Below are 26,589 nucleotides of genomic sequence, written 5' to 3'. Positions count from 1 at the left end.
GCGAAAAACTGGACCCGTGCGCCTTTGGGGAACACCCCTTTGGCACACGGGTCCAAATCGCATCCTTGCGTTTACTGCGCGCCCGCACCGACGCTGGTGAGGCCACCGGCGCTATTGGTCTTGCGCGGAGCACTCGTGGCGCGACGCGGAGCGGAAGGTCCAAAACCGGCACCCAACGCGCCAACCGCACGGGGTGCGGGGATCTCGCCCGTCGTATGGCTGAACACGAACTTGCCATCCGCCACATCGCAGAGCACCGTGTCACCGGCATTCCACTCCCCCGCCAGCAGCTCCTCGGAGAGCGGATCCTCAATCAGCCGCTGGATGGCGCGGCGCAGCGGACGGGCCCCGTTGGACAGATCGGTACCCTCGCGCACGATCTTGTCGAGCGCCTCGTCGGTGAGCACGATGTTCATGCCGTTGGCAATCAGACGTTCGCGCAGGTCGGCAACGAGCAGCTCGGCGATGCGCGTCAGGCTCTCGCCCTGCAGCTTTTGGAATACCACGATGTCGTCCACGCGATTGATGAACTCAGGCCGGAACAAACGCTTGAGCTCGCCCATCGCCCGGCTCTTGATCTCGTTGGCGGTGAGACCGGCCTCGCCCGTGGTGCCAAAGCCCACGCTCGCGTCCTGCGCGATCTCGCGTGCGCCGACGTTGCTCGTCATGATGACGACCGTATTGCGGAAGTCCACCGTCTTGCCCTGGCTATCGGTGAGGCGTCCCTCATCGAGCACCTGCAGCAGTATGTTGAAGATGTCCGGGTGCGCCTTCTCGATCTCGTCGAACAGGACGACCGAGTACGGGCTGCGGCGGACTGCCTTGGTGAGTTGGCCGCCCTCCTCGTGGCCCACATAGCCGGGAGGCGAACCGATGAGCTTGGAGACCTCGTACTGGCTGCCGAACTCGGACATATCGAAGCTGATGAGTGCATCCTTGCTGCCGAACAGATATTCGGCGAGCGTCTTGGCGAGCTCGGTCTTGCCCGTGCCCGTGGGGCCGAGGAAGATGAACGAGCCGCCCGGGCGGCGGGGGTCCTTGAGCGGGCTGCGACTGCGGCGAATGGCCTTTGCGACGGCGGCAACGGCCTCGTCCTGGCCGATGATGCGCGTCTTGAGGGCGCTCTCGCACGCAAGCAGGCGACGACTCTCGTCCTCGGTGAGCGACGAGACGGGAACGCCCGAAGTCACGGACACGATGTCGGCGATCTGCGGCACATCGATGACGATGGGGCTCGCGTCGAGCTCCGCAGTCCAAGCGGCGCGGGCCTCGCCCAGGGCAATCTCAGCAGCCTGCATTCGCTCCTTGAGCTCTGCGGCCTTGTTCATGTCGTCGGCAGCGGTCGCCTCATCCATGCCCGCCCTGAGCTCGGCAACGCGCGCCTCCGCCTCGCGAACCGCCTCGGGGGCCTTGTTGCGGGCAATGCGCGCGCGGGCGCCGGCCTCGTCCATGAGGTCAATCGCCTTATCGGGCAGGAAGCGGTCTTGGACGTAGCGGTTAGACAGGCTCGCGGCCGCCTCGAGCGCCGCGGTCGTGTACCGAACATGATGATGCTCTTCGTATTTGGGGGCGAGTTTGGCGAGAATCGCCACCGTGTCCTCGACGCTCGGCTCATCCACATCAATCGCCTGGAAACGGCGCTCGAAAGCAGGATCCTTGGCGAGGTACTTGCGGAACTCCTCGGCCGTGGTAGCACCGATGATCTGGAAGGCGCCGCGGGCGAGCACAGGCTTGAGCATGGAGCTTGCGTCGATGGAGCCCTCCGCCGAACCCGCGCCGATGAGCGTGTGCATCTCATCGATGAACAGGATGATGTCGTCCGCCTCGGTTGCCTCGGCGATCACGTTCTTAAGGCGCTCCTCGAACTCACCGCGATACTTGGCGCCGGCGACGAGCCCGGGCAGGTCGAGCGTCCAGACGTTCTGGTTCATAAGGTTCTCGGGCACGTTGCCCGCCGCGATCTCCTGTGCCAGCCCCTCGACGATCGCGGTCTTGCCCACGCCCGGATCACCCAGAATGAGCGGGTTGTTTTTGGTTCGGCGGGACAAGATCTCCATCATGCGGGAGATCTCCTTTTCGCGCCCGATGACCGGATCGAGCTTGCCGGCGCGCGCTTCCTCGGTGAGGTTGGTCCCGAACTGCTTGAGCGTGCTTTCGGTCTTGCCGCCCGCCTGCCCCTGCGCTCCTCCGCCAAAAAACGGCAGCCCCGCGCCCGGGCGACCGGAACCGGCGCCCGCAAGGGGGCGCTGTTTGCCTTGGTCGTTTGACGTGAGCTTTTCCACAGCGGTGCGCACACTCGCGGCGGAAACGCCCAAACGGCGCAAGATGTCCATCGCGACGCCGTCGCCCTCGCTCACAATGGCGAGCAGCAGGTGCTCCGTGGAAACATAGGTCTGGTTGTTCTCGCGCGCCAGGCGGAAGCTCTTTTCCATAACCGAGATCACAAGCGGCGTGAACGCGAGCTTGGCATCCTCGGTCTCCTGCTCATCCGCCTTCGAACTGCGGATTTCCTTAAGCTGCTCCAGGACGTCATCGTACGTGATCTCGAGGTCGCGCAGGGCCTCGGCGGCAATGCCCTCTTGCTCCTTGGCGAGCGCGAGCAGCAGGTGCTCGGTGCCGACCTTGGTGGTCTTGAGGGACTTGGCCTCCTCTTTCGCAAGTGACATGACCTTGCGTGCGCGGTCGGTGAATCGATCCAACATGCGTGTACCTCTTACGTGCTATCTCAGACGTATTAGTTTTGGTCTGTACCCTTTAAGGTTCACCATCATACCCGATAGCAGCTCAATCGTTGAAGTGACACACACGGACGCAACGCGCTTCGTAACGAAACCTCAAGATCAACGGGGGGCGAGCCCATTTGCGCGAGCACCGTTCCTTTTGAAGCCGCGCAACATGACGCCAAACGAATCAACGCCTCCGGTAGCCCGTGGGCTTACCGGAGGCGCGATGATGAAGTTGGTAGGGACGTCCTCTTCTGTTGCAACTGGAATACGTCCCCAACTGAAAATCCGCGCTACGCGGCGAGGCGCTTGAGCACGTCGACGAGCAACGTGTAGAAGCGCTCGGAGGAGGCGAGCTCCATGCTCTCGTCGGGCGTGTGGACGTCCTTGAGGGTTGGGCCCACGGCAATGGCGTCCAGCCCGTCGAGGGCCTCGGCGAACAGACCGCACTCAAGGCCGGCATGGATGGACTCGATGCGCAGCTCGGTGCCGAACAACGTGCGGTAGCTCTCGAGGAAAACGTCGCGCACGGGCGAGTGCTCGGCATAGCTCCAGCCCGGATACTCGTACTCGAACTTGGCGTCGAAGCCCAGAACGTCGGCGAGCGTCTGCAGGCGGTCCTTGAACTCCTCCTGCAGGGAAGTGATGGAGGAACGCGGGGACAGCAGAATCGTGGCCTCGTCGTCGGAAGTGGCGACCACGCCGATGTTGGAAGAAACGTCCACGGCACCGCCCGCCGCGAGGTTGCGGCGCATCACGCCGTTGGGCGCGAGGCGAAGGGTGCGCACGAAGGCGAGCGCCGTGTCCTCGTTGATGGCCTCGACCTCGGCGTCGTCGGCGATGGCGAGGGCGCAGGAGAAGCCGGGGTCGTAGACCTCGAGCTCCGCGGAGACGGCATCGGCGATGCTCCGGGCAAGTTCGGCGCCCGCCTCGGCGGCGGCGTGATCTTTGTAGACAAGGACCGCCTTGCATTCGCGGTTGATGGCGTTGTCCTTGGTACCGCCGTTGAAGCTCACGAGGGCGGGTTCGCCGGCAGCCATGAGGCGCTCGACGATGCGGGCCATGATGAGGTTGCCGTTGCCGCGCTCAAGGTGGATATCAGCACCGGAGTGACCGCCCAACAGGCCGGAGATCTCGAGCGTGAGGGTGCTGCCGGACTTGTGCTCGCGCGTGATGGGACGGGTGTAGGTGACCACGACGCCGCCGGCGCAGCTCACGGTGGCAACGCCCTCCTCCTCGGAGTCGAGGTTGATCATGATGCGAGCGTCGATCTGGGACTTGTCGAGGGTCTCGGCGCCCACGAGGCCGGACTCCTCATCGGTGGTAAAGACGCACTCAAGTGCCGGATGGGCAAGCGCATCATCATCGAGCACGGTGAGCATGAGGGCGACGGCGATACCGTTGTCGGCACCGAGCGTGGTGCCGTTAGCAGTAAGGATGCCGTCTTTGACAACCAGGTCGATGCCGTCCTTCTCGAAATCGTGCTCGACGGACCCGAGCTTGTCGCACACCATATCGATGTGGCCCTGCAGCATTACGGCGGGTTTGTCCTCGGCGCCTGCGGAGGCGGGCTTCTTGATAATCACGTTATATACGTCGTCCTGGTACACCCATAGGTCGCGGTCTTTGGCGAACGCCACCAGGTAATCGCTGATGCCCTTCTCATTGCCGGAGCCGCGCGGGATAGCGCTGATCTCCTCGAAGTAATGGAATAGCTTGGCTGGTTCGTAACCGGTGATCTTGTAGTCCATGGTGCCTCCTTGGAACAACGTCAGTGAATACTTCACATACGGTTTTGTATATTCCCAAAGATCAACGCGCCAAACCAGCACGCGCCCGCAGACGCTTCCGTGATGTCGCTAGACGGCGGCAGCGGAATCTCCTCGCGTACGTTGAAACCCCTGATTCCTCACAGTTTTAGGCCGTTTTCTGTGAGAAATCGACGGTATCAATGTTCCGACAGCCGCATGGGACGACCGCGCGCCAAAGGGGGACGTGCCCCTTTAGCGCGCTTTGGCGTGCATGTGCCACGATGAACGGACTACGTACGTGGATTGCGCGACTCGATGAGGTATACAACGAGTGCGCTCAAGACAAGCACGATTGCAATCGCTGCAAATAAAATGAGGTAGTTGACGTTCATCCACGGCTGGTCACTCGTATACACAATTGAGCCAAATTCCCCCGGTAACATCGCTCGCATCGAAGCCTGCGCCTGGACAATCGGAGCGATGGAATCCAATACGAGAGGATTGAAGATGATGACACCTCCGGGCAGCGTGATGACGCCGACTACTGACGTATACCACATGAGCAATGCATGCAGTAAAGGTGCCGCAACTGCAGGCAACGCATGCGGCCATGGATTACGGCGAGCACGTGCTGAGACGATTTGCACGATAAGAAAGACTGTCGCCACCAGGACGACCTCCATGTTGAACATAAGCATGTCGAAGGTCCGCAGATTCACCATGTACCAGGGCAGCCAGCCTCCCGGGGGTTTGCTGCCAACCCGGTACGCCAAGTGCGCGGCGAGCACCACGGCAAGCGCTACGAGCATCAGGGCGAAAAACCTCACGACGACGAGCGCCGTAGGCAGCCGCGGACACTCGGGCGCGACGCCGTCACAAAACGCGTTGATCGCCGCATCGAAGGACGACACGCTGGCGGTGCCCAGCAGCATTTCGACTGGATCGCCGCCCGAGGACTCGCACTCCGCCAGCATGAGCAGATTGTCGTGCAAGATGCCCTCGCGTTGAGCCGTGGTGAGGCCACGGCGGGTGAGCTCGGTCCGGATGCGCCGAATCGCGTTTTGCGCCGACTTGGATGCCAAGGCGCACTCGAGCTTTGCATTGCGCACACGCAGGGTGATGATGGTCTCACGCATGGGTCTTCCCCGCCTTCTCCTCGATACTCTCGCTCATTTCGAATGTTGGCCTGGACACGCTGCCGAGCGCTTTCCCAGCTGCGCTGCCGGGCTCCTCCCCCAGTACGCTCTCCACCACGTCGGACAGCTTCGCGAACTCCTCGGCGAACGCGTCGATCTCCGCCGCGCCCTCGGGCGTGATGCGGTAGTACTTGCGACGCGGGCCCATCTCGGACTCGCGGTACGTCGAGGAGATGAAGCCCTTCTTTTCCAGGCGCATGAGCAGCGGGTACAGAGTGCCCTCGGCAATACCCGAAAGCCCGCACGATGCAAGTGTGCCCACAAGCTCGTACCCGTAGGTCTCCCCTCGCCCGACAAGCGCCAGCACGCACCCCTCGAGCACGCCTTTCAACATCTGCGATGAGGTCATGGAGTGCCATCCTTCCCTTCGCTCCCGTATGTGCGAGGCATTCCAAACAACCGCTCGTACACCTCTCGCGCGCCCCCGCTCTCCGCATCGAGTGCAGCACGAATGAGCGAGCCGTCTTTGATGGCCAGCATGGTATCGCAGAGTTCGTCGAGGTTGGACAGAATATGCGATGAGAGTAAGATGCTCATTCCCTGCAACGCCAAGCGCTTCATGATGTACGTATTGAGCGCCACGTTACCAGGGTCCAATGCGTTCATGGGCTCGTCAAGCACCAGATAACGAACACCCGTACAGTACGCCACCGCAAGCGCCAACTGCTGCTTCATGCCCGAGGAATACGCGCGGACGGGCTTGTTGAGATAACCCGTAAGACCGCACAGCTCGATGAGCTTGCGCGTGTCCACCTTATCGGGCCACAGTGCTGCGGCGAGCTTGATATGGTCCGCCGCCGAAAGGTTGGGGTACAGCAGTCCTGCATCGCAGGGAACGTACAGCACCAGCCTGCGAAACGCCGCTTGCGCCGATGCAATGCCGTTGGCATGCACGCTTCCCGCACGTCGCGTCCCGCTCAACGCCACCATGGCCTCGAGCAACGTCGTCTTGCCCTTGCCATTCGGCGCTATGAGTCCCGTGATCGTGCCCGGGGGCAGCTCGCATGAGGCGTTGTCAATCACCACATGGGTTCCGTATGATAACAAGACTCCCTGGACGACCATGCCGCTACCGGACGAAGCGGGGCGGTGGGCATCCTTGCGAGCAAGCGCCCGGCCTCGCACAGCGACAGCGCCAAAGGCAATTGCAAGGGCCACGAACGCCCACCCCAACAGTACGACAGCCGCCAATCCAAGCGTAAGGCGCTCGTCGTTCAGCTGAACCTGATTGGGCCAATAGTTCGCACGACCCGCCACGTCCATAAAGTCGTTCAAATATGAAAGCGGATTGTATGGCGCGATTACCTCGAGCATGGCAGATTCATTATTCACGCTTTCGACGCCGGGGAGCGACCCCATCGCCATATACGCCTCGACCATCGGCCAAGCCAGGAGCAAGCAAACCGTCACAGGGGCGACAAACAAGATTCGCCTCGGCACGACACGGGCTATCGCATGAGTGAGAAGCGTGGAAAACATGGCCGCTAGAAGCAGCATTAGTAGGGCACGGGGAACAATTTCTCCCACCGACCATTCGCGCACCGCTGTCTGGGCCTCGCCCAACACATTCACTACTGGATAACTCGCCTCGCCGAAACCATTGACGAGCATGGGGATAATGAACGAGGGAAGGGCGATAAGGATGATTGCGCCTACCGAGAGCACCGAGAGCACAAGGATCTGACCCGCCATCGCGGTAAAGCACCCCAAGGGAGCTTGAGCGAGCAGGCATCTGCCACTCACCGAGCGGTTGAGCAGTACCGCCAGCACAACCGAAGGCAACACCCACATGAGCAGGGGAAGCGAGCTGTATGCCGCAGCGAAATAGAACAACGCAGGAGCCTCGCGGTACGTTTCGAATATGCGCGAGTCTTCTTGCTGGGAGAGCAGGGTGAAGAACTGGTATTCCGACTCGAGACTCTTCTCGGTGGGGCCGATCAGATTGCCCGCCCTGAATGATTCGAGGTCACTCGCGAGAAGTTGGGCGCGTAGACGGGCGTACTCCGCCGGATCATCGGTCAGGCTCGCCCGCGTCATGAGGCTCAGTTCCTCTTTCATCTGCTCGCGGAACTCGGGCGGAGCGGAGTCGTACGCACCTTCCTCAATGCTCTTGCGCCTCTCTCGCAACGCGGTATCGAGCTGCTCCGCTCCCAGGAAGTAGCCCATCGTGTCGTCGCCTTTGATAAACGGAGCCGCCAACATGAGTTGGCACACCAGGATAACCAACCACAAAACAGGATTCTTCACCATGACTTTTACCAATGCCTGCATGTAACGCAACATGTGCACCACCGCCTTGAGCCGCTCTTCCGCAAAGCTACTTTGCCTTACTAGGTAGTAGCTACATAGTAACGCTAAGTAGCTTATGGCGGGCGCGAAACCGTTCACCGCTCGGCAGACGGCGAAGCGTATGGTCCGTTACCTGATACACTTATGCTATACGTATAGCGTCAGGAGGAGCCATGGAAGCGACAATGCAAATGAACACACGCCTAGCACGCTCGATAAAAGTCGGAGGCGACGCGGTCTTGAGCCAGTGCGGCTATAGCCCCAGCCAGGCCGTTCGGGCGCTTTGGACATATCTATGTGACCACCAGGATGTGCCCCCGTTTATGAAGGAGGCCGAGGCATGCGATATAGACGCAGACCGACAAAGGAAGCTATCTCTCATCCATGACGGCGCCGGCTTGGCAATCAGGGCCGCACGACAACACGGCTACACGGGTCCCACCGGCGACCTGTTAGGGGAAAAGACCTGGCATCAGCTGCGCGACGAGATGTACGACGACATGATCGGCGAGATGGAGGCCCGATGCGTGTATCCGGCAAAAACCTCAGCCTGATAATCGACACCAACGTGTGGATCGACTACTTCATGCGAAGCGAAGTCAACGCAGGCGCATCAGAGCGCTTGCTCGAGGCCGCCATCTTGAGCGAGACGACCCTGCTCGTTTGCCCCACCACCCTAAAGGACGTGTTCTACATCCTGCCGAGGCGATTTCGACAGCAGGATATGCGTGAGGGCAAAGCGGGCCCATCATACGAACCCGTCGCATGGGCATGCGTCGAGCGCATCCTTGAGCTCGCCACGCCAACGCCCCTCGGTCTTTTTGAATGCACCATGGCGCGGTCTCTGCGAGATAAGTTCGGAGACCTGGAGGACAATCTGGTTCTCGCATCGGGCGAATCCGCGCAAGCGGATTACATCGTCACGCGCGATGCCCCGCTGCTGCAACGCTTCCCCGAGGCATGCATCACCCCCGACCGAGCACTGGAGCTCATTTCATAGCGAAAGGCCGCTCGAGCAGCTCGAACGGCCTTTCACAAAATGGTGCAGTTGGGGTACGTCCCCAACTGCACCATTTCGTGCGAAAGAGGAGGGCGCACACCTTGCGTGCGGCGCCCGACGATTGAACCCGAAGGCGGGGTGCCCCGTGCGAAGCTAGGGTTTTCCAAGTGCCCGATATTGACGCGAAAGCGGGGGCGCGTACACCTTAGGGTGGCGCGCCCCCGCTTGAACGGCAAGATCGGGTGCCTGGGAAAGCCTAGTACAGCTTGGCGCCGGCGGGGATGCTGTCATCCACGATCAGCACGTTGAGGCGCTCGGGGGTCTCGTCGCCCTCTGCCTCGGCATGGACAGCGGAGATGATCATGCCGCAGCTCGGGATGCCCATCATCTTGCGCGGGGGCAGGTTGGTGATGGCGATGAGCGTCTTGCCGATCAGGTCCTCCGGCTCGTAGTAGTCGTGGATGCCGGACAGGATAGTGCGGTCGGTGCCGGTACCGTCGTCCAGGGTGAAGTTCAGCAGCTTCTTGGACTTGGGCACGGCGACGCAGTCCTTGACCTTCACGGCGCGGAAGTCGCTCTTGGCGAAGGTGTCGAAGTCGACGAAGTCCTCGAACAGCGGCTCGACGACCACCTTGGAGTAGTCGACCGTGGGCTTCATGGGTGTGAGGAACGGACTCGCGGCGCCCGCGGCCTCGGCCATCTGGGCGGCCTTGGCGGCAGCGGCGCCGGACTTGGAGCCCTTCTCGGGCTTCATGTGCGGGAACAGCAGGACGTCGCGGATGGACGTGGAGTTGGTAAGCAGCATGACCACGCGGTCGATGCCGATGCCGATGCCGCCCGCCGGGGGCATACCGTGCTCGAGGGCGCGCACGTAATCCTCGTCGTACTCCATGGCCTCATCGTCGCCTCCGGCCTTCTCCTCCATCTGCGCGGCGAAGCGCTCGGCCTGATCGACCGGGTCGTTGAGCTCGGAGAACGCGTTGGCGTACTCGTGCGCGGCGATGAACAGCTCGAAGCGGTGCGTGAGACGCGGGTCGTCCTCGTGGCGCTTGGCCAGCGGGGACACCTCGACCGGGTAATCCACGACGAAGGTCGGGTTGATGAGGATGGCCTCGCCCAGCTCGTCGAAGAGCTCGGCGATGAGCTTACCGGCGGTCCACTCGGGCTTGTACTCGATGTCGTGTTCGTCGCAGGCGGCACGGAGCTCCTCGACGGGAGTGTCGATGGTGACCTCGCGGCCGAGGACCTCGGACACGACGTCGGTCATGGGGCGAGACGGCCACGGGGAGAACAAATCGATGGCCTGGCCCTGGTAGTCGATCATGCCCTCGAGGCCGATGGCGCGCGCGGCGGCCTTGATGACGCCCTCGGCGAGCTCCTTCATGCCCTCGAGATCGGAGTAGGCGCGGTAGGCCTCCATGGTGGTGAACTCAGGGTTGTGGGTGAGGTCCATGCCCTCGTTGCGGAAGATGCGGCCGATCTCGAACACGCGCTCGTAGCCGCCCACGAGCAGGCGCTTGAGGTGCAGCTCGGTGGCAATACGCAGGTAGTTCTCCTGGTTGAGCGCGTTGAAGTGCGTGATGAACGGCTTGGCGGTGGCGCCGCCTTGGATGGACTGCAGGATGGGGGTCTCGACCTCCATGTAGCCGTTGTCCTCCATGTAGCGACGGAACGCGGAGACGATGGCAGAGCGCTTGCGGAAGGTCTCGCGCACACCCTCGTTCACGATGAGGTCGACATAACGCTGGCGATACCTGGTTTCCTTGTCGGAGAGACCGTGGAACTTCTCGGGCAGCGGACGCACGGCCTTGGAGAGCAGCTGCGCCGTGCGCGGGGCGACGGAGAGCTCGCCGCGCTTGGTGCGGGTCACCTGGCCGGTCGCCTGGACGATATCGCCGAGGTCGAGCTCCTTCAGCACCTCCCAGGACTCCTCCTCCACATCGTTCACGCGGCAGAAAAGCTGGATATCGGCGGAGGGGTCGCGCACGACGATGAACATGATCTTGCCCTGGCCGCGCTTGGCGACCACGCGGCCGCCAATGGTGACGACCTCGGGAGCAAACTCCTCATTGGCAAGCCCCTCGTAGCGCTCGAGCAAATCGGCCGCGTGGTCGGTCACGCTGGAGTGCTCGGGATAGGGGTTCTTGCCGGCGGCGTACAGGGCGGCGCGGTCGGCGAGACGGCGGGCTCGCTCGTCATTCAGCGTGTTGACGGCCTCGGTGGCAACGAGGTTCTCGGCCATGCGAACAGCTCCTCTCATACGACGGAATCGGGTCCGTCGGACAGTGATGGTCAACGGGAGACGCGGACATCGTCCCCGCCATAAGCAACGTAAACGAAAACCGCCCCCCAGCGCCATGAGGCGCCAGGGAGCGGAACGAGCGCTAGGGTTCTACCGGAAATACGGAGCGCGAACCCTAGCGCGTGATCTTGGCGATGGTGAAAACGCGCTTCTTGCCAGATGCAAGCACGACCTCAACGCTCTCGCCCTCGGCATGACCGATGATGGCACGGCCGACCGGAGACTCGTTGGAAATCTTGTGCTCAAGCACGTTGGTCTCGGTGGTACCGACGATGGTGAAGTCGGAGACCTCGCCGTCGCCGTCAATCAGCGTCACGATGCTGCCAATGGAGACGATCGCATTGGAGCCGGCGACGGCGTCCTGAGCGTTGGCGAGTGTGGCGCGAATCTCGGCGATACGGGCGGCGTTGCGGGCCTGGTCTTCCTTGGCCGCATCGTACTCGGCATTCTCGGAAAGGTCGCCGAACGCACGGGCCTCTTTGATGTGCTCGACGATCTCCTTGGCCTTCTCACCCTCGAGATAGGCGAGCTCCTCTTCGAGCTTCTTGCGGCCTTCGGCGGTCAGTACGATCTGGCTTGCATCCATGCGTCGAACTCCTCTTCTTATTGTGCAGAATAACAGCAAAGCGACCGGTGAACCCAAAGCGGGTCAACCGGCCGCGATCAACCCTTTTGCGAGCGGGTTACTCGGCGTCCTTGGCAGCGGCTTCCTTCTTGGCCTTGGCCTCGGCGAGCTGAGCCTCGAGCTGGGCGACCTCGTCGTCCTCCTCGACGACTTCGGCGTCCTCGGTGGTGGACTCCTCGCCAGACATGCCCTCACGGATGTTCTTGACGGTCTTGCCCAGGGACTTGCCGAGTTTAGGCAGGTTCTTGGGACCGAAGATCAGCAGGGCGACGATCAGGATGACAACCCACTCAAAACCTTTAGGGAACATACATTTCCTCCCAGAAACTTTCCGTTTGGCGTGAACGGCGAAACACCGTGCGCGTTACAGCTCGAATGAGTATAACCCGCCGCCATGGCTCTGCACAACATCCGCCTATTTTACACGGGCGATCGAGGCCCTTCGTAAGGACTCGGTAAACGGCTTCTAGACAATCTATGGGGCCTTGCACGCTTCTTGCCATATGCCAGCATTCGCAGAGCCCCTTACGCAACAGGGCCGCCCGAAGGCGACCCTGTAAAAATCGATGGTCGGGTTGACTGGATTTGAACCAGCGACCCCCGCGTCCCGAACGCGGTGCTCTACCAAGCTGAGCCACAACCCGAAGCTTCGCTATAGTATCAAAGCCTCGGATGAAAATCTAGCCCACAGCGATAATTGGTCCAGTTTTTTCCATCTTCGCAGCTTGCGCCCACCAACCATGCTCCTTCATGGCCGCGATGCCAATCTTTTCGGCCGCCATCTGCGTGTTGCACACGGCAAAGACGGTCGCGCCGGAACCGCAGACATCGACCGCGCGGACGTCGGGTTGCTCGCGCATCCAGTCCACGATCTCGCCGATCTGGGGGCACAGTTCGCGCGCGATCGGTGCAAGGTTGTTCGAGACATGCTCGAAGATGGCCTGTTCGTCGTGGGACCGCATCGCCTCGAGCATGGGCTCGAGCGGGCTGGCCGCAACGGGGGCCTCGTCGAATCGGCGGTATGCCTCGACCGTGGACACGCCACCCGTCATGGGTTTGACCAGAGCCACAGGAGTGCCGGTGAGCGGGCGGAACAACTCGCTCATGCGATCTCCGCGTCCATCCAGGTGGGCGGGTGGCCCGTAGAGGAAGAACGGCACATCGGCGCCGATGGAACGAGCCACGGCATCGATGCGTTCATCACGCGGGTCAACACCCCAATAGCGGCAGATACCCATGATAGTCGCAGCGGCGTCGGTGGACGGACCACCGAGTCCTGCGCGGATGGGAATATGCTTGTCAATGAGGATGGCGAAGTTCGGTTCGCGATCGAACGCCTTGCCCATCGCGACTGCGGCCTTGTAGGCGGTGTTGCTCTCCTGCGGAAAATCGGCCTCGGGCACCGTCTTGACCATGAGGCGATCGGACGGCGCGATGGCCAAGGTGTCCGTGAGGTCGAGCGTCGTCATGACCGTATCGACACGGTGGTAGCCGTCTTCGCCAGTGCCCTCATGAACCCCCAAGTACAGATTGATCTTGGCGGGCGCGGTGATAAGCATGGACCGGCCCTGCGGGGCTATGGTGCCCTGCGCACGAGCGGTTGCGCGATACGGGTCGAACGCCGGGTTGGGCACAGTGCCCGTCATTTGACCGGTCGCCGACATCTAGTGCTCCTCGAGCTGCGTGCCAAGCGGGGTGAAGATGTGCTCGCCGCTCTCGGGGTCGAACAGCTCGACCGTACCCGTGAGCACGTCGACGTACTGATACGACTGGCGGGACTTGCGACCACGACGCTCGTCGACCTCGATGATGAACACGGCAGGGTGCACGCCCTTGATGACGCCCATGCGCTCGATAACGCGGGTTCGGCCCATGTTGGCCTTAACCTTCACACGGTCGCCGACCATTCCAGCAAGCGCATCCTGAATCTCCGCGACGTGGTTAACTTCCAGCTCTTCCATGCCATAGCCTCCGTTGGGGCGCAAAAGTACAGATTGCACCCAAAATATACAAACGCTGGAAGTATAGCAGGGAGACGGCGTGTCCCTCAAGGTCACGCCGGCCATGGGCACAACATTGCCTATGGCACGGGGGAGATTGCCTATGACGTTCGTCCCTTTGGACTTGCGAAAAGGATGTTTTCCATAGGCAATCTCCCGGTGGGCATAGGCAATCCCGGCAATCGGTGTGCCGGGGTGGGTGTCGATTCGTCTTGCGAGTTACAGCTCGTCGGTGTCGAGGACGATGGTGAAGGGGCCGTCGTTGACGAGTTCCACCTGCATGTTGGCTCCAAAGCGGCCTGTCGCGACGTGCGGCACATCGGCTCGGGCGAGACTGACGAAGTACTCGTAGAGCTCCGTTGCTTGCGCCGGGGGCGCGGCCTCGGTGAAGGACGGGCGGCGGCCCTTTTTGCAGTTGGCGAACAGCGTGAACTGCGACACGACGAGAACCTCGCCCGCTACATCGTCGAGGGCGAGGTTGGTCTTGCCTTCCGCGTCATCGTTGATGCGCAGGGCAAAGATCTTGCCCCAGAGCTTCTCGGCAGTCTCACGCGTGTCGGCATGACCAACGCCGAGCAAGATGAGGTACCCGCGGCGTATGGACCCCACGAGCTCGCCGCCAATGCTCACACGGGCATGAGACACGCGCTGGACGACGGCGCGCACGTCAGCGGCCCTCCGCCGCGGCGTCGCCCGCCGAGCCGACGAGCTGGCGCGAGAGGTCCTGCAACGCGTGGAACCTATGGCTGATGGCGTTCTTCTCCTCTGGCATGAGCTCGGCCATGGTCTTGCCGGGCGTGTCGTCCGGCAGGAACAGCGGGTCGTAGCCGAAGCCGTGGTCACCGCGGCCCTCATGGCCGATAGTACCCTCGCAGGCTCCCGTGCCGGTGAGGACGGCACCCGAGGGCTCGATGAGGGCGATGACGCTCATGAACCGTGCGGTGCGCTCCACATCCGGCGTATCACCGAGATTCCTCAGGAGCTTGGCATTGTTCGCGGCATCGTCACCGTGAACGCCGGCATAGCGGGCGGAATAGACGCCAGGTTCTCCGTCGAGCGCATCGACCACGAGGCCGGAGTCGTCGGCGATAGCGGCGAGCCCCGTCGCCGCGACGGCGGCCTCGGCCTTGATGATGGCGTTCTCCACGAAGGTCGTCCCGTTCTCCTCCGGGTCCTCGAAGTCCCCGAGTTGTCCCAGGGCGACGAAGCGGACCTCGGGCAGGACCGCGCCCAGAATCGCCTCGATCTCCGTGAGCTTGTGGGCGTTGCCCGTCGCCACCACGATGGTGCGCTCGGAGTCGAGGGTATCGATGTCGATCTTATCCAGCGCCATGTGCGCCTCCTGTCCTCTCATGTGCTCTGTCGATTTACGTGCGCCCGGACGGGCGTCTGATGGGTCGAGTGGGAACCTGGGCGCCCCGCATTCCTCAGTCGCGGAAGGCCGTCACGTCGTTCTGCAGGTCGATGAGCTCCCGTATGCCGAGCTCCCCGAGGTCGATCAGCCGGTTGAGGCGCGCGCGGTCGAAAGGCGTCTGCTCTCCGGTGCCCTGGATCTCGATGATCTGACCGGAATCCGTGGCGACGAGGTTCATGTCGATCTCGGCATGGCTGTCCTCGGAATAATCGAGGTCGAGCAGCTCGCAGCCGTCCACGAGGCCCATGGAAACGGCGGCGACCTGGCCGGTGAGGGGTAGACGGGAGATCTTCCCCGCCTCCACCCAGGCCATGAGCGCGTCGTGGAGCGCGACCCAGGCGCCGGTGACGCTGGCCGTGCGCGTACCGCCATCGGCCTGAATAACGTCGCAGTCCACGGTGACGGTGCACTCCCCGAGGGCCTTCATGTTCACCACGGTGCGCAGGCTGCGGCCGATCAGGCGCTCGATCTCCATGGAGCGGCCCTTGCGGCTATTCGTCTCGCGACGAGTACGACGATTGGTGGACGCGGGAAGCATGGCGTACTCCGCAGTGACCCAACCCTGGCGGCTCGCCTTGCGCCAGCCGGGCACGCCCTCCTCGATCGTGGCGGCGCATAGCACCTTCGTATCGCCGAATTCAACCAGGCAGGAGCCCAGTGCGTTCTTCATGACGTCGCGGGTGAGATTGACGGGGCGCATCTCGTTTGCTGCGCGGCCGTATGAGCGGTCGATGAGCATGCGGTCCATGGATTTCGTTCCTTTCGATCTGAGCGCGCATGGCGCGACACGTACCTGTGAGTCGTATATGGGTTGGGGTCTCACCAAACGCGGGCAGCCGACTTCAGGCTGACGGGCGAACGGCACTCAACGTTCGCGGCCCGCCTCGGTCTTGCCCACGGGGCGGTCCCCGCAGCGGTCCCTACAGCCCGCGAAGCTCGTCGAGTGCGATATGCTCGATGCTCTTGAGCGGTTGACCGAAGATGAAGCTGCCGGCCGCGGCAAACTCGGCAATGTTGTCGGACGTGGTGGCAAAGCGATGCTCGGGACGGACGGGCTCCGGCGCCAGCTGGTCGCGGCGACGCAAGATGTCCTCGAGCTCACGCGTGGTCTCCTCCGCAGAGGACACAACGCGCACGCCCGGGCCGAGCGCATGACGAATGGGTCCTGCAAGCAGCGGGAAATGCGTGCAGCCCAAGACCACGGTATCCACCTTGGCCCCGCCATCGACAATCGGCGCCAACGTGCGCTCCACTTCCACGCGGTTCTCCGGCGTGTCGAAGATGTCGCCGTCTTGGAGCCAGCGCTCCTGCAGGTGGGCCCCGGTGGCAAGCTCACGCTCGACCATCTCGACGAAGCTGGGAGCGGGGCAGCCATACACGTCGACGCCCGCGTCCAAGTCCTGAATGGCGCGCGTATAGGCACCGGTACGCACGGTGAGCGGCGTGGCGAGCACGCCGACCTTGCGGGTGCGGGTCGAATTGATGGCGGCGCGCGCTCCGGGCGCGATCACGCCGATCACGGGTACGGGCAGGATCTGCTGTGCGATGCGCAGACCCGCCGCCGTCGCGGTGTTGCAGGCGATCACCATGATCTTGATGTCGCGCTCGGCCAGCCAGCGCCCCGCCTGGAGGACGAACGAGCGGACCTCCTCCTCGGAACGCACGCCATACGGGCAGCGCTTGGTGTCACCCACGTAATAGATCGATTCATGCGGCAGCGCCTCGGCGATGCAACGTGCCACCGTGAGCCCACCCAAACCGGAATCGAATACACCGATCGGTCGTTCGCTATCGAGCATCAAACGCTCTCCCCTCTTGCCGTGCCCACCGTGCGGAGCGGCACCGTGTGATATTTCGCCTGCGCGATACGGGGCAATCCCGCGTGGTCTTTCTACGCCTTAGCCGCCAGCAGGGCGTTCGCCATCGCGATCCAACCCTCGACGACTTTGCCGCGCGTGATGTAGACGTTGTCGTTCTCCTCGATGAGCGCGGGCGCAGCCGGGTCCTTGAGCGCATTTTCCACGCACACGAAGGTCCCCACGTAGGGGGCGGCGAGGAAGTCGGACTCGGAATCGCCGATGGCGAGGGTCTCGGAGCGGTCGATGCCGCACAGCTCGCAAAAGCGCTCGATGCCGCGGCCCTTGTTGAGGCCGGCGGGCATGATGTTGAAGGCGCGACCGGAACCGTCCTCGCCGAGGTCGAGGGTGGTGGGCTTGGACACGTGGGTGAGATAGCCGTTGTTGCCCCACACGAGACCGAGCCCGGCGACGTCGATCATCGCCTGTGCCTGATCGTCCGGCACCTCGCCGCGCATGCCGACGGTGACCTCGCGGTACTTGATGCCGTTGGCCATGTCGTTGTGGTACTCGATGCGCCCCGGCCAGCGATCGATGATGCCCTGGCACACGCCTGCCCGCTCGATGACCTGATGCGGTGTGAGGCCGCAATCGGGGTCGTAGGGCATGTCGCCGGTAAAGTACTCCCACCGGTTCGCCTTCAAGTCGAGCATGAGCAGGCCGCCCATCTCGCCGATGTAAGAGTTGAAACCGAGGATGCGGGAGTCCTCGTGCATCATCACGCGGGCACGGCCGGAACACGGGATGATCTCGATACCGGCGCGCTTGAGGGCGACGATGGCCTCGACGAGTGTGGTTGACGGGTTGCCGTCGTTGTCCGAGAGGGCGCAGGAGCCAGGCGCCAGCATAGTGGCGTCGAGGTCGGTGAAGACGTATTTCACGCGGGCGAGCTTGTCGTGCAGCCCACCCGTGGGTTCGCACGGCAGGACGGGATAGTTCGAGAGGTCGAAGTCGCTCATGGCAGCCTTTCTCGCGATGCAGGTTCGTCCTCACCATCATAAACAAAAATGCGAGGGCACTCTCTGCCCCCGCGTTCAAAAACATGGGTGGGCGATGAGGGATTCGCCGGGCGGCTGGCGCCGCCCTCCTCCCGCCGCGGCGCTCGCGCGCCTTGCGGGCTGCGCTGGAAAACGGCTCGCGCCGTTTCCTCAGCTCCGCACCCCGAACGGGGTTCGAATCCACGCAATTCAAACGAAAACGCGGGGGCGCCGTGACCCCCGCGTTGACGTTCTATGGTGGGCGATGAGGGATTCGAACCCCCAGCCTTGTGCGTGTAAAGCACCTGCGCTAACCGTTGCGCCAATCGCCCGTGGGTGAACAGTATAGCGGCAACTAGGCCAAAACGCGAGTGAGAGCGGAAATGAGCCGGTCGATATCCGCAGTACCGCAGATGAGCGGGGGTAGGAACCGCAGCGTATGCGGGCCCGTAGCGTTGATCACGAAGCCCTCCGCGAGCATCGCCGCCACCACATCATGGGCATCTCCCACATCCTCGGCGATATCGCAGCCCACCATGAGGCCGATGCCACGCACCTCGCGAACCGCATCCAAGCTGCCAAGACGCTCCGCAAAATAGGCTCCCACCTCGGCGGCGCGGTCGTCATATGCGCCGAGCGTGAGTTCGCAAAGCACGGCTGCCGCCGCCGCAACTGCCAAGCAGCTCCCGCCGAACGTCGACCCGTGGTCGCCGGGACGGAACACGTCGGCAATCTCCTTCTTGGCCACACACGCCCCCGCCGGAACGCCGCCGGCGATACCCTTTGCCAGGCTCATGATGTCAGGCTCTACCCCGAGAACCTGGAACGCAAACGGTTTGCCGGAGCGGAAGATGCCCGTCTGGACCTCATCGGCAATGAGCAGCGCTCCATGCTCATGCGCCACGTCGCGCGCTGCCTCCATGAACTCACGCGTGAGCGGATGCACGCCGCTCTCCCCCTGGATGGGTTCGAGCATGACGGCGCAGATCTCATCGCCCAGGGCATCGAAGATGGCCCTCAGCTCATCAACGTCGTTCGGCGTGCACGCCGCAAAGCCGCCCGGCAACGGCCGGAAGCTTTCCTGCAGCCAATCTTGCATGGTCGCCGCGATGGTCTCGAGCGTGCGCCCGTGAAAACCGCCGCGCAGGCACACGATCGTGTTACCGCCGTTGCCGACACGCTTGGCGTACAGGCGAGCGAGCTTCATCGAACCCTCATTTGCCTCCGCACCCGAGTTCGCAAAGAATGTCTTCCACACCTGCTCGCCCTCCGCCGGGGCAGACGCGGCGCGCACCGCCTCCTCATCACCTGCATCCATGGCATGAGCCAATGCCCGCGCACCCTCCACATCGCCGTTGGCAAGCTTGGAGATGAGCGCCGCCACCTCGCCTCGATGCTCGATATAGAAGTAGTTCGACACGTGCGCCAGCCGATCCGCCTGCTCCCGCACGGCACGCGAAACCGCCGGGTGCCCATGACCCAGGCAGCACACGCCGATTCCCGCGAGAAAATCAAGGTACTCGCGTCCCGCGTCGTCGACGAGCGTCATGCCGTGACCGCCGACGAACTCTACCTCCGACCTGCCGAAGGTGTGCATTACATATGAAGACTCGAGCGTCTGTTGAGCCGCAAGCGACATACGCCTCCCCTTTCTCGTTTAGCTGTTCTCGGTCAAGCGCGCGGAAAACGCGTCAAGCGGTGCTGGCGAAGACGGCGCGCAGGCCTCGGCGTCATACGCCGACGGATCGGGATGGCGGTCGTATTCGTAGGCATTGCGGGACGCGTGAATCACCGTGCCGATGCCCGCGTCGGTGAGCAGCTCCAGCAGCAGCGAATGCGGCATGGTCCCGTTGATGATGTGGGCGCGCAGCACGCCGCCGGCGAGGGCGGCGATGCAGCTCTCGAGCTTGGGGATCATGCCCGCGTCGATCGCACCGTCCTTCAACATGGCGCGCGTCTCGTCGACCGTGAGGTTCGATATGAGGGAGGACTTATCGGAAAAGTCCTCGTACAGGCCGTCGACGTCCGTGAGGAAGATCACCTTGTGGGCGCCAAGCGCAGCGGCTATGTGCCCTGCGGCGACATCGGCGTTGATGTTGTAAAAACCGCCGTCCTCGCCAACGCCCACGGTCGCGACGACGGGAATGTAGTCGTTCTCGACCAGGTTGTTAAGGTAGCCGCCGTTGATGCGGACAATGCGCCCCACACGGCCCAACTCGGGCGCGAGCTGCTCGGCCACAATCGTTCCCGCATCGGAGCCCGACACGCCCACGGCAAGATTGCCGTGCTGGTTGACCGCCGACACGAGCTGTCCGTTTACCTTTCCCACGAGCACCTCGCGCACGAGCTCCATCGCCTCATTGCTCGTAACGCGCTGGCCGCCGCGGAACTCCACGGGGATCTCGTGCCGCTTGAGCGCGGCGTTGATATCCTTACCACCGCCGTGGACGATGACCGGCTTCATCCCCATGATCTTGAGCAGCACGATGTCGCTCATCACATCGGCACGCAGGCGCTCGTCCACCATCGCGGCGCCGCCGTACTTGATGACGACCGTCTTGCCCGTCAGGTTCTTCATCCAAGGCAGCGCCTCGAAGAGCAGCTGCGCGGTCTCCTCGCTTGAAAGCGAGGTCCTGCTGTCGCGTGCGTATTTCATGACTTGCTCCTAGGAACGGTAATCGGCGTTGATGGACACGTATTCGTGCGTGAGGTCGCAGGTCCACACCGTCGTGGAGCACGTGCCCGCGCCCAGGTTGGCCTCGATGACGATCTCGGGCTCCTCGAATCGTCGCAGGGCCTCGGCCTCATCGAAGGGCACGGTGAGGCCGGCACGACACACGGGCATCCCCATGATGTCGATGTCGACCCGGCTCTGATCGAACGGCACCCCGCATTTGCCAAGGGCCGCCGCAATGCGCCCCCAGTTGCAATCGTGACCGGCGATCGCAGTCTTGACCAGCGGCGAATTGGCAACGGAACGGGCGGCGGTATCGGCATCGGCTTTGGTAGCGGCACCGTGAACGTTCACGGTCACGAGCTTCGAGGCACCCTCGCCGTCCGCGGCGATTGCACGGGCAAGGTTCTCGCACACGGCATGGACCGCTTGGCACAGCTCGGCGTAGGCCGGCGTCCCCTGCTCGATGAGCGCAACGCCCGGTGCCGCGTCACCCGAGGCGAATATCACACACGTGTCGTTGGTGGAGCTGTCCGAATCGACGGTCACCTTGTTGAATGTCACACGCACCTGCGAGAGCAAGATCTCGTGCAGGGCGGCGGGCTGAACGGGGGCGTCGGTGGTGATGACGGCGATCATGGTCGCCATGTTCGGCATGATCATGCCCGAGCCCTTGCACATACCGCCCACAGTGAACGCGCAGCCCTCAAAACCCGGCGCCGTGCTCTCGTACGCAACCGCGTACTCCTTGGCATGCGTATCAGTCGTCATGATCGCGCGGGCCGCATCATGGGCGCCCTCGCGCGAAAGCGCCGCCGCCGCTTGCGGGACCCCTTGCTCGAAGGGCTCGATATCGAGGGGGACACCGATGACCCCCGTCGAGGCGACAAGCACCTCACCTGCCTTGCAACCTAGGGCATCCGCGACGACGCCACAGGTCTCCCGTGCGATGGCGAGACCGGGCTCCCCCGTCGCAGCGTTGGCGTTACCGGAGTTGATGACCACAGCGCGCATCGTGCCATATCCGTGCTCGATTCCGCCGAGCTGCTCGCGGCTCACCTGCACGGGGGCTGCGCAGAACCGGTTGGTGGTAAAGACGCCGGCTGCGGCAACGGGGCGGTCGGCGACCACGAGCGCGAGGTCGGCGCGGCCCGGGTTCTTTCGAAAACCGGCATGGACGCCGGCGGCGGTGAAGCCCTGCGCACTCGTCACGCCGCCCCGAGCGATGGGGCGCAACGATACGGCGGAAGATGTCGAGGTCGTGTTGAAGGTCGTGTTCATAATGCATCCCTTAGGACTCGTTTTGGCTAGACTGGCATGGCGACAAGCGGCAAACCTCGTCGCTCCTCGAGCCCAAAGACGATATTGGCGCACTGCACAGCTTGACCGGCAGCCCCCTTGCACAAGTTGTCGATGGCTCCCGTTGCCACCAGCACTCCCGTGCGCGGGTCCACGGCGAGGCCGATCTGGCACCGGCACGTGCCCGCCACTGAGGCAGTTCGCGGCATGGCGCCCGCATCGAGCACGGTGACAAGGGGCGCATCCTCGTAAAACGAGCGGTACGCCTCGACGGCCTCCTCAACATCCATAGCTGCCGCCTCCTGCGTGAGCCTCAGCGTCACGGTGGACAGCAGTCCGCGTTTGAGCGGCGCGAGGTGCGGCGTGAACACCACACGGTCTTTCGCCTGCAAGATCTGCTCGATCTCCGGCGTGTGACGGTGTTTGCACACACCATATGCCTCGACATTTTCATCGGCCGAACAATAATGCGTGCGGGCGTTGCAGCCCTTTCCCGCGCCCGTCACGCCAGAGACGGCATCCACCACCACAATCGTATCCTCGCGGCACCAGCCCATGCGCAACGCCGGAGCAGCCGCCAGCGACGTGGCCGTGGGATAGCACCCCGCGCATGCCACCAGGGCTGGCTCCCCCGTCTCCAAACTGGCACGGGCATCGGCGAGATCTTTGGCGAACAGCTCCGGAAGCCCGAATGCGCGCCCTGCGAGCAGTTCGGGCGAGGCGTGCGGGACCCCATACCATTCCTCGTAGACCTCCGCGCTCGCCAGCCGGTAATCCGCGGACAAGTCGAACACCGAGACGCCGTGCGCCAAGAGGCTGGGCGCCATCCCCATGGCTGCGGTATGCGGGACGGCAAGGAACACCGCATCGAGGGCCATCAGCGCGGGATCGTCATGGCTGGTGAACACGAGGTCCGTCTCTCCCGTAAACGCGGGGTAGATGTCCGCGAGCCGCACACCGGCATCGGCGTTGGACGTTATCGCCTTGAGCTCGAAATCCGGGTGTGCGAGGAGCAAGCGGACGAGCTCCGCCCCGGCGTACCCCGCTGCGCCAACGACTCCTACCTGATACGCCATGTGTTCCGCCCTTCTGCCATGTATACGCTGCGATGCAGCTCCGCCCGCCGGACCCGGGGCCGTGCGTCGCTCCCGGGGCCGTTGCCGAGCCCTGGTCCGCTGCCGCTTCCGGGACCGTTGTCCGACCCGAGGCCGTTCGTCGCTTCCATATGCATTGCCCATCAAAACATTTGCAATATTGCGAAAGTTTGACAGTAAATATTATCATTTCTGATTGATTCATTCACTTTTATACATTCGTAACAAAGCCGACACGCGCGCTTCGAAACGCGAGCTCCGAAACGAGGGTCCCGATTTCAAACCCCTGATAAATCACATTATCAAGCTGCTTTCTGTGAGAAATCAACGGTTTGAAATGACGCCACAATTTCAAACCGTTGGTAAATCACATTACCAAGCCTCAAAATGTGAAAAATCATGGGTTTGAAATCGTCCCCGCTGTTTCAATTCGCCATATCAGCGCGATGTCCCGCCGCGCACAACACCTTGTCGTGACGCCCGGTCGACGTAATCCCGTCGAGGAACGCCCGCCGTCGTCAACAGGTTCTCGAAGTACTCGACGTTGTAGACCTCCTCCATGGAGAACCGAATCACCGTTGCATTGGCCATGTTGATATGCGCCTCCCGACGGCGCTCCTTCGCCATGGCATGAATCACCGCATCGATATCGCCGGCATTCGCCGCTCTCGCCCGGTACTTCTCCAGCCCGTCCAGCTCGCCGATGATCCAGTGGCCGTTGCTCAAGCACCAGCCGAAATCACCGTACTTCGGGTTGTCCGGTTCCATGGGGTCGATTATTTCCACCTGCAATTCAGGCGGCTGGAAACCGAGCTCGATCATCGTGGCGCGCGCGATGGACTCTCCTCCGTTCTCACTTCTCCCATCCGCCCACAACAGCGTCTCGCGTGCCTGGCGAACACCCCGTTTACGGAAGCCATCCTCCGCCAGCCACTGACTCAGCTCTTCCTCACTTGTCATCCCTCAATGCAATGCGGAGTCGACAATCGCCAGACCCTCTTTAAACGGCGCCGCGCAGAGGCAATCGATAAGAGTCCTCCGAAAGGACGTCACCTGCACTCCCATGACCTTGACGACGTCGCCATCGCGTAGCGCCCACGTGTGGCGCGCGATTGGACTTGCAGGGCTGTTTGGGAGCGCCGACACCACGTGCGCCTTGTCGAGCAGCCGGTTCGGAACCTGCAATCCGTGCACCATCGCAGCGGAATACAGGCAGAATATCCATTCCGGGTGCGTTTTGCCCAAAGTGCGGACGAGCTTGTAGGAACGCACGCGCGGCGGGGCAGACCCATACGCCGCGGTCCGTGCGAAGATGCCTCGACAGGGGCAGGTCACTTCGCCTGCCGCGCGAAGCCGATGCAGCAAGGCCTCTTCTGCGTGGCACTCCGGTATCAGCCACAGTCCCTGCCGGTCACACCGGTCGAACTTATCCAAAACTCGCTGTTTTGCGTCCCCCATATGTCGTCCCGTCATCCGCACACCTCGGAACCTCTACGGTATCAATGAGACGACGGAATGAGTCTTGCACGTGGTTGGGGATTATCTGACACCCAGCTCAGTGCCACAGCCGATGCATTTTTATCCATGGGCGGTGGCAATTCATCGGCCAACGGTCGGGTCAAAGGTCGAAATCGCATCATCAGAGCTCGACTTGCGTCACATTGAAAGTTCTTTCGACCGTCTGTACCCCCAATATGGCCGTACGACCTATTCGGGGCTTGACAAATCGATCAAACCCTCCTTGGCCGCCCGCTCGTCCTGCTGGATTGTGAGGAAACACGGGTTTGAAATGAGCGCGTTCATTTCAAACCCGTGATAAATCACATTACCAAGGCCGTTTATGTGAGAAATCAATGGTTTGAAATAATGCACTCGTTTCAAACCCACGTTTCTTCGCGTCGTCGAGTGAAGGAGGCCGGGGGCCGACCAACAGCGGCATCGGCCGGGACGCAAGCGCGGAAATCGGGCGATCGTAAGAACAAGCATCAAAAAAACCGCCCTGGGACAGTTCAAAACTGCCCAGGGCGGCTCATGTGTGCGATGACATCGCACGTGCACGCCGCGAATCACGCAGCGCGCACGCCAAGGGAGACTAGAACGTGACCGGGGTATCCGTGTAGACGCACTCGAGCAGCTGCTCCATCTCCTCCTGCGTGGGGATACGCGGGTTGGAACCGGTGCAGGCATCGAGGATGGCGTTGGCGGCAACCTCGGACTTCTTAGCCTCGAACTCATCGTAGTCGATGATGGACTCATCGGCCTTCACGCCGTACTGGCCGTAGTTCTTGATACCCTGCGGAATGTCGAGAGCGTCGTTGAGGTCGCGGATCTTCTGGACAAGGGCCTCCACGAGCTCGTCCTCGGTCTCACCCTCGAGATGCAGGATGTCCTTGGCGATGAAGGCGTAGCGGCTCTTGGCGCGCTCGTCCTTCGCGTTGAACTGGATGACCTTGCCGAGGTACATGGCGTTGGCGCAACCGTGGATGATGTGGTCCCCGGAGAATGCGGCGCCGGTCTTGTGGGCCATGGAGTGGACGATGCCAAGCAGGCCGGAGGAGAAGGCGATGCCGGCGATGCACTGGGCGTCGTGCATGTGGGCGCGGGCCTCATGGTCGCCCTGGTAGGACTTGGGCAGCCACTCGACGATCTCGCGGATGGCGTGCAGCGCGTTGCCGTCGGTGTACATGGAGCCGGCGGTGGAGACGTAGGCCTCGATGGCATGGGTCAGCGCGTCCATGCCGGTGTGGGCACAGAGCTTGGCCGGCATGGTGTAGGTGAGCTCGGGGTCGACGATGGCGACATCGGGCGTGATGTTGAAGTCGGCCAGCGGGTACTTGATGCCCTTCTCGTAGTCGGTGATGACGGAGAACGCGGTGACCTCGGTCGCGGTGCCGGAGGTGGAGGCGATGGCGCAGAACTTGGCCTTGGTGCGGAGCTCGGGGAAGGAGAAGGGCACGACGGCCTGCTCGAAGGTCTCCTCCGGGTACTCGTAGAACAGCCACATGGCCTTGGCGGCGTCGATCGGGGAACCGCCGCCGATGCCGATAATCCAGTCGGGCTGGAAGGCCTCCATGGCCTTGGCGCCCTTCATGACCGTCTCGACGGACGGGTCGGACTCGACGCCCTCGAAGATCTCGACCTCGAAACCGGCCTCCTTAAGGTCCGCCTCGACGTCCTGCAAAAAGCCGCCACGGCGCATGGAGCCGCCGCCAGTCACGATCATGGCTTTGGAGCCCTTGAGGTTCTTGACCTCGTGGCGAGCACCCTCACCAAAATACAGGTCGCGAGGATTGGTGAAACGTCCCATTACTTACCTCCCATTTCGCGGAATCAACCGCGTTTGCGCGGGGCACCGTTAGCCCCACATGGACTATGCCCGCAGATCGACC

At 62.7% G+C, this 26,589-nt stretch carries 24 protein-coding genes and 2 tRNA genes; 2 read left to right on the top strand and 24 right to left on the bottom strand.

Features of this window, described 5'->3' with window-relative positions; all coding sequences use genetic code 11:
- Positions 1-71: 71 nt before the first annotated feature.
- The 5 genes from ACX9NZ_RS01815 to ACX9NZ_RS01795 form a co-directional block, all read right to left on the bottom strand.
- The gene (locus tag ACX9NZ_RS01815) at positions 72-2,702 is read right to left on the bottom strand and encodes an ATP-dependent Clp protease ATP-binding subunit (protein ID WP_304292490.1); all 2,631 of its coding nucleotides are present in this window, start codon (positions 2,700-2,702) and stop codon (positions 72-74) included.
- A 314-nt stretch (positions 2,703-3,016) separates the two neighbouring features.
- Entirely contained in the window at positions 3,017-4,474 is a 1,458-nt protein-coding gene (locus ACX9NZ_RS01810; RefSeq protein ID WP_118654312.1) for an aminoacyl-histidine dipeptidase, read from the bottom strand.
- A gap of 290 nt (positions 4,475-4,764) precedes the next feature.
- Positions 4,765-5,610 carry a hypothetical protein gene (locus tag ACX9NZ_RS01805; RefSeq protein ID WP_118654313.1) on the bottom strand — a complete coding sequence of 282 codons (846 nt, stop codon included), beginning with the start codon at positions 5,608-5,610 and terminating at the stop codon, positions 4,765-4,767.
- Positions 5,603-6,019 carry a PadR family transcriptional regulator gene (locus ACX9NZ_RS01800; protein WP_118654314.1) on the bottom strand — a complete coding sequence of 139 codons (417 nt, stop codon included), beginning with the start codon at positions 6,017-6,019 and terminating at the stop codon, positions 5,603-5,605. The genes ACX9NZ_RS01805 and ACX9NZ_RS01800 overlap by 8 nt, the downstream gene beginning before the upstream one ends.
- Positions 6,016-7,953 (bottom strand): ATP-binding cassette domain-containing protein, encoded by a 1,938-nt coding sequence (locus tag ACX9NZ_RS01795; RefSeq protein WP_118654315.1) that lies wholly within the window; start codon positions 7,951-7,953, stop codon positions 6,016-6,018. The genes ACX9NZ_RS01800 and ACX9NZ_RS01795 overlap by 4 nt, the downstream gene beginning before the upstream one ends.
- A 179-nt stretch (positions 7,954-8,132) precedes the next feature.
- On the opposite strand from ACX9NZ_RS01795, the gene ACX9NZ_RS01790 reads away from it, so the two are divergent.
- Complete coding sequence (locus tag ACX9NZ_RS01790) at positions 8,133-8,513, top strand: hypothetical protein (RefSeq protein WP_118654316.1); 381 nt, start codon at positions 8,133-8,135, stop codon at positions 8,511-8,513.
- Positions 8,483-8,959, top strand: a complete 477-nt coding sequence (locus ACX9NZ_RS01785) for a PIN domain-containing protein (protein WP_407496768.1) — start codon at positions 8,483-8,485, stop codon at positions 8,957-8,959. Before ACX9NZ_RS01790 ends, ACX9NZ_RS01785 begins: the two co-directional genes overlap by 31 nt.
- A gap of 256 nt (positions 8,960-9,215) precedes the next feature.
- Here ACX9NZ_RS01785 and lysS read toward each other — a convergent pair whose 3' ends face one another.
- The 19 genes from lysS to ACX9NZ_RS01690 all read right to left on the bottom strand — a co-directional run bounded on the left by lysS (position 9,216) and on the right by ACX9NZ_RS01690 (position 26,507).
- Positions 9,216-11,201, bottom strand: coding sequence for a lysine--tRNA ligase (gene lysS, locus ACX9NZ_RS01780; RefSeq protein WP_407496770.1), 1,986 nt, complete (start codon positions 11,199-11,201; stop codon positions 9,216-9,218).
- Positions 11,202-11,376: 175 nt separating this feature from the next.
- A complete protein-coding gene (greA, locus tag ACX9NZ_RS01775) occupies positions 11,377-11,847 on the bottom strand; it encodes a transcription elongation factor GreA (RefSeq protein WP_118654319.1) in 471 nt (156 codons plus the stop codon).
- Between the two features lie 97 nt (positions 11,848-11,944).
- Positions 11,945-12,196: a Sec-independent protein translocase subunit TatA/TatB gene (locus ACX9NZ_RS01770; protein WP_118654320.1), complete on the bottom strand. Its 252-nt coding sequence runs from the start codon at positions 12,194-12,196 to the stop codon at positions 11,945-11,947.
- A gap of 257 nt (positions 12,197-12,453) precedes the next feature.
- Positions 12,454-12,530, bottom strand: a tRNA-Pro gene (locus tag ACX9NZ_RS01765).
- A gap of 36 nt (positions 12,531-12,566) precedes the next feature.
- On the bottom strand, positions 12,567-13,550 hold the full coding sequence (gene ispE, locus ACX9NZ_RS01760; protein ID WP_407496772.1) for a 4-(cytidine 5'-diphospho)-2-C-methyl-D-erythritol kinase: 984 nt from the start codon (positions 13,548-13,550) through the stop codon (positions 12,567-12,569).
- Entirely contained in the window at positions 13,551-13,847 is a 297-nt protein-coding gene (locus ACX9NZ_RS01755; RefSeq protein ID WP_118654321.1) for a Veg family protein, read from the bottom strand.
- A 258-nt stretch (positions 13,848-14,105) separates the two neighbouring features.
- Positions 14,106-14,552 (bottom strand): D-aminoacyl-tRNA deacylase, encoded by a 447-nt coding sequence (gene dtd, locus ACX9NZ_RS01750; RefSeq protein WP_118654322.1) that lies wholly within the window; start codon positions 14,550-14,552, stop codon positions 14,106-14,108.
- Between the two features lies 1 nt (position 14,553).
- Complete coding sequence (gene rdgB, locus ACX9NZ_RS01745; RefSeq protein WP_118654323.1) at positions 14,554-15,219, bottom strand: RdgB/HAM1 family non-canonical purine NTP pyrophosphatase; 666 nt, start codon at positions 15,217-15,219, stop codon at positions 14,554-14,556.
- Between the two features lie 94 nt (positions 15,220-15,313).
- Positions 15,314-16,048, bottom strand: coding sequence for a ribonuclease PH (gene rph, locus ACX9NZ_RS01740; RefSeq protein WP_118654324.1), 735 nt, complete (start codon positions 16,046-16,048; stop codon positions 15,314-15,316).
- 172 nt (positions 16,049-16,220) lie between these two features.
- Positions 16,221-17,099, bottom strand: a complete 879-nt coding sequence (murI, locus tag ACX9NZ_RS01735) for a glutamate racemase (RefSeq protein WP_294122419.1) — start codon at positions 17,097-17,099, stop codon at positions 16,221-16,223.
- Between the two features lie 92 nt (positions 17,100-17,191).
- Complete coding sequence (locus tag ACX9NZ_RS01730; protein WP_407496776.1) at positions 17,192-18,115, bottom strand: HAD family hydrolase; 924 nt, start codon at positions 18,113-18,115, stop codon at positions 17,192-17,194.
- A 274-nt stretch (positions 18,116-18,389) separates the two neighbouring features.
- Positions 18,390-18,465, bottom strand: a tRNA-Val gene (locus tag ACX9NZ_RS01725).
- 23 nt (positions 18,466-18,488) lie between these two features.
- A complete protein-coding gene (locus ACX9NZ_RS01720) occupies positions 18,489-19,772 on the bottom strand; it encodes an aminotransferase class III-fold pyridoxal phosphate-dependent enzyme (protein WP_304292527.1) in 1,284 nt (427 codons plus the stop codon).
- 18 nt (positions 19,773-19,790) lie between these two features.
- A complete protein-coding gene (gene argB, locus ACX9NZ_RS01715) occupies positions 19,791-20,789 on the bottom strand; it encodes an acetylglutamate kinase (protein WP_118654328.1) in 999 nt (332 codons plus the stop codon).
- A gap of 9 nt (positions 20,790-20,798) precedes the next feature.
- Positions 20,799-22,088, bottom strand: coding sequence for a bifunctional glutamate N-acetyltransferase/amino-acid acetyltransferase ArgJ (gene argJ / locus ACX9NZ_RS01710; protein WP_118654329.1), 1,290 nt, complete (start codon positions 22,086-22,088; stop codon positions 20,799-20,801).
- A 26-nt stretch (positions 22,089-22,114) separates the two neighbouring features.
- Entirely contained in the window at positions 22,115-23,182 is a 1,068-nt protein-coding gene (argC, locus tag ACX9NZ_RS01705) for an N-acetyl-gamma-glutamyl-phosphate reductase (RefSeq protein ID WP_294158139.1), read from the bottom strand.
- 456 nt (positions 23,183-23,638) lie between these two features.
- Positions 23,639-24,160, bottom strand: a complete 522-nt coding sequence (locus ACX9NZ_RS01700; RefSeq protein WP_330006250.1) for a hypothetical protein — start codon at positions 24,158-24,160, stop codon at positions 23,639-23,641.
- A gap of 3 nt (positions 24,161-24,163) precedes the next feature.
- Complete coding sequence (locus ACX9NZ_RS01695; protein WP_459389425.1) at positions 24,164-24,658, bottom strand: hypothetical protein; 495 nt, start codon at positions 24,656-24,658, stop codon at positions 24,164-24,166.
- A 634-nt stretch (positions 24,659-25,292) separates the two neighbouring features.
- Positions 25,293-26,507 carry an iron-containing alcohol dehydrogenase gene (locus ACX9NZ_RS01690; protein WP_118654332.1) on the bottom strand — a complete coding sequence of 405 codons (1,215 nt, stop codon included), beginning with the start codon at positions 26,505-26,507 and terminating at the stop codon, positions 25,293-25,295.
- Between the last annotated feature and the right edge of the window lie 82 nt (positions 26,508-26,589).

It is taken from the genome of Collinsella sp. BM28 (assembly GCF_054551995.1).
The sequence above is the reverse complement of the archived record's forward strand: the minus strand, read 5'-3'. Positions and strand labels throughout refer to the sequence as shown.

Bases quoted from the DNA above. Each gene is read 5' to 3' on its own strand.
- ACX9NZ_RS01815 (WP_304292490.1), bottom strand. From the start codon at position 2,702: ATGTTGGATCGATTCACCGACCGCGCACGCAAGGTCATGTCACTTGCG.
- ACX9NZ_RS01810 (WP_118654312.1), bottom strand. From the start codon at position 4,474: ATGGACTACAAGATCACCGGTTACGAACCAGCCAAGCTATTCCATTAC.
- ACX9NZ_RS01805 (WP_118654313.1), bottom strand. From the start codon at position 5,610: ATGCGTGAGACCATCATCACCCTGCGTGTGCGCAATGCAAAGCTCGAG.
- ACX9NZ_RS01800 (WP_118654314.1), bottom strand. From the start codon at position 6,019: ATGACCTCATCGCAGATGTTGAAAGGCGTGCTCGAGGGGTGCGTGCTG.
- ACX9NZ_RS01795 (WP_118654315.1), bottom strand. From the start codon at position 7,953: ATGTTGCGTTACATGCAGGCATTGGTAAAAGTCATGGTGAAGAATCCT.
- ACX9NZ_RS01790 (WP_118654316.1), top strand. From the start codon at position 8,133: ATGGAAGCGACAATGCAAATGAACACACGCCTAGCACGCTCGATAAAA.
- ACX9NZ_RS01785 (WP_407496768.1), top strand. From the start codon at position 8,483: ATGCGTGTATCCGGCAAAAACCTCAGCCTGATAATCGACACCAACGTG.
- lysS (WP_407496770.1), bottom strand. From the start codon at position 11,201: ATGGCCGAGAACCTCGTTGCCACCGAGGCCGTCAACACGCTGAATGAC.
- greA (WP_118654319.1), bottom strand. From the start codon at position 11,847: ATGGATGCAAGCCAGATCGTACTGACCGCCGAAGGCCGCAAGAAGCTC.
- ACX9NZ_RS01770 (WP_118654320.1), bottom strand. From the start codon at position 12,196: ATGTTCCCTAAAGGTTTTGAGTGGGTTGTCATCCTGATCGTCGCCCTG.
- ispE (WP_407496772.1), bottom strand. From the start codon at position 13,550: ATGTCGGCGACCGGTCAAATGACGGGCACTGTGCCCAACCCGGCGTTC.
- ACX9NZ_RS01755 (WP_118654321.1), bottom strand. From the start codon at position 13,847: ATGGAAGAGCTGGAAGTTAACCACGTCGCGGAGATTCAGGATGCGCTT.
- rdgB (WP_118654323.1), bottom strand. From the start codon at position 15,219: ATGGCGCTGGATAAGATCGACATCGATACCCTCGACTCCGAGCGCACC.
- rph (WP_118654324.1), bottom strand. From the start codon at position 16,048: ATGGACCGCATGCTCATCGACCGCTCATACGGCCGCGCAGCAAACGAG.
- murI (WP_294122419.1), bottom strand. From the start codon at position 17,099: ATGCTCGATAGCGAACGACCGATCGGTGTATTCGATTCCGGTTTGGGT.
- ACX9NZ_RS01730 (WP_407496776.1), bottom strand. From the start codon at position 18,115: ATGAGCGACTTCGACCTCTCGAACTATCCCGTCCTGCCGTGCGAACCC.
- ACX9NZ_RS01720 (WP_304292527.1), bottom strand. From the start codon at position 19,772: ATGTCGCTTGCGGCTCAACAGACGCTCGAGTCTTCATATGTAATGCAC.
- argB (WP_118654328.1), bottom strand. From the start codon at position 20,789: ATGAAATACGCACGCGACAGCAGGACCTCGCTTTCAAGCGAGGAGACC.
- argJ (WP_118654329.1), bottom strand. From the start codon at position 22,088: ATGAACACGACCTTCAACACGACCTCGACATCTTCCGCCGTATCGTTG.
- argC (WP_294158139.1), bottom strand. From the start codon at position 23,182: ATGGCGTATCAGGTAGGAGTCGTTGGCGCAGCGGGGTACGCCGGGGCG.
- ACX9NZ_RS01700 (WP_330006250.1), bottom strand. From the start codon at position 24,160: ATGACAAGTGAGGAAGAGCTGAGTCAGTGGCTGGCGGAGGATGGCTTC.
- ACX9NZ_RS01695 (WP_459389425.1), bottom strand. From the start codon at position 24,658: ATGGGGGACGCAAAACAGCGAGTTTTGGATAAGTTCGACCGGTGTGAC.
- ACX9NZ_RS01690 (WP_118654332.1), bottom strand. From the start codon at position 26,507: ATGGGACGTTTCACCAATCCTCGCGACCTGTATTTTGGTGAGGGTGCT.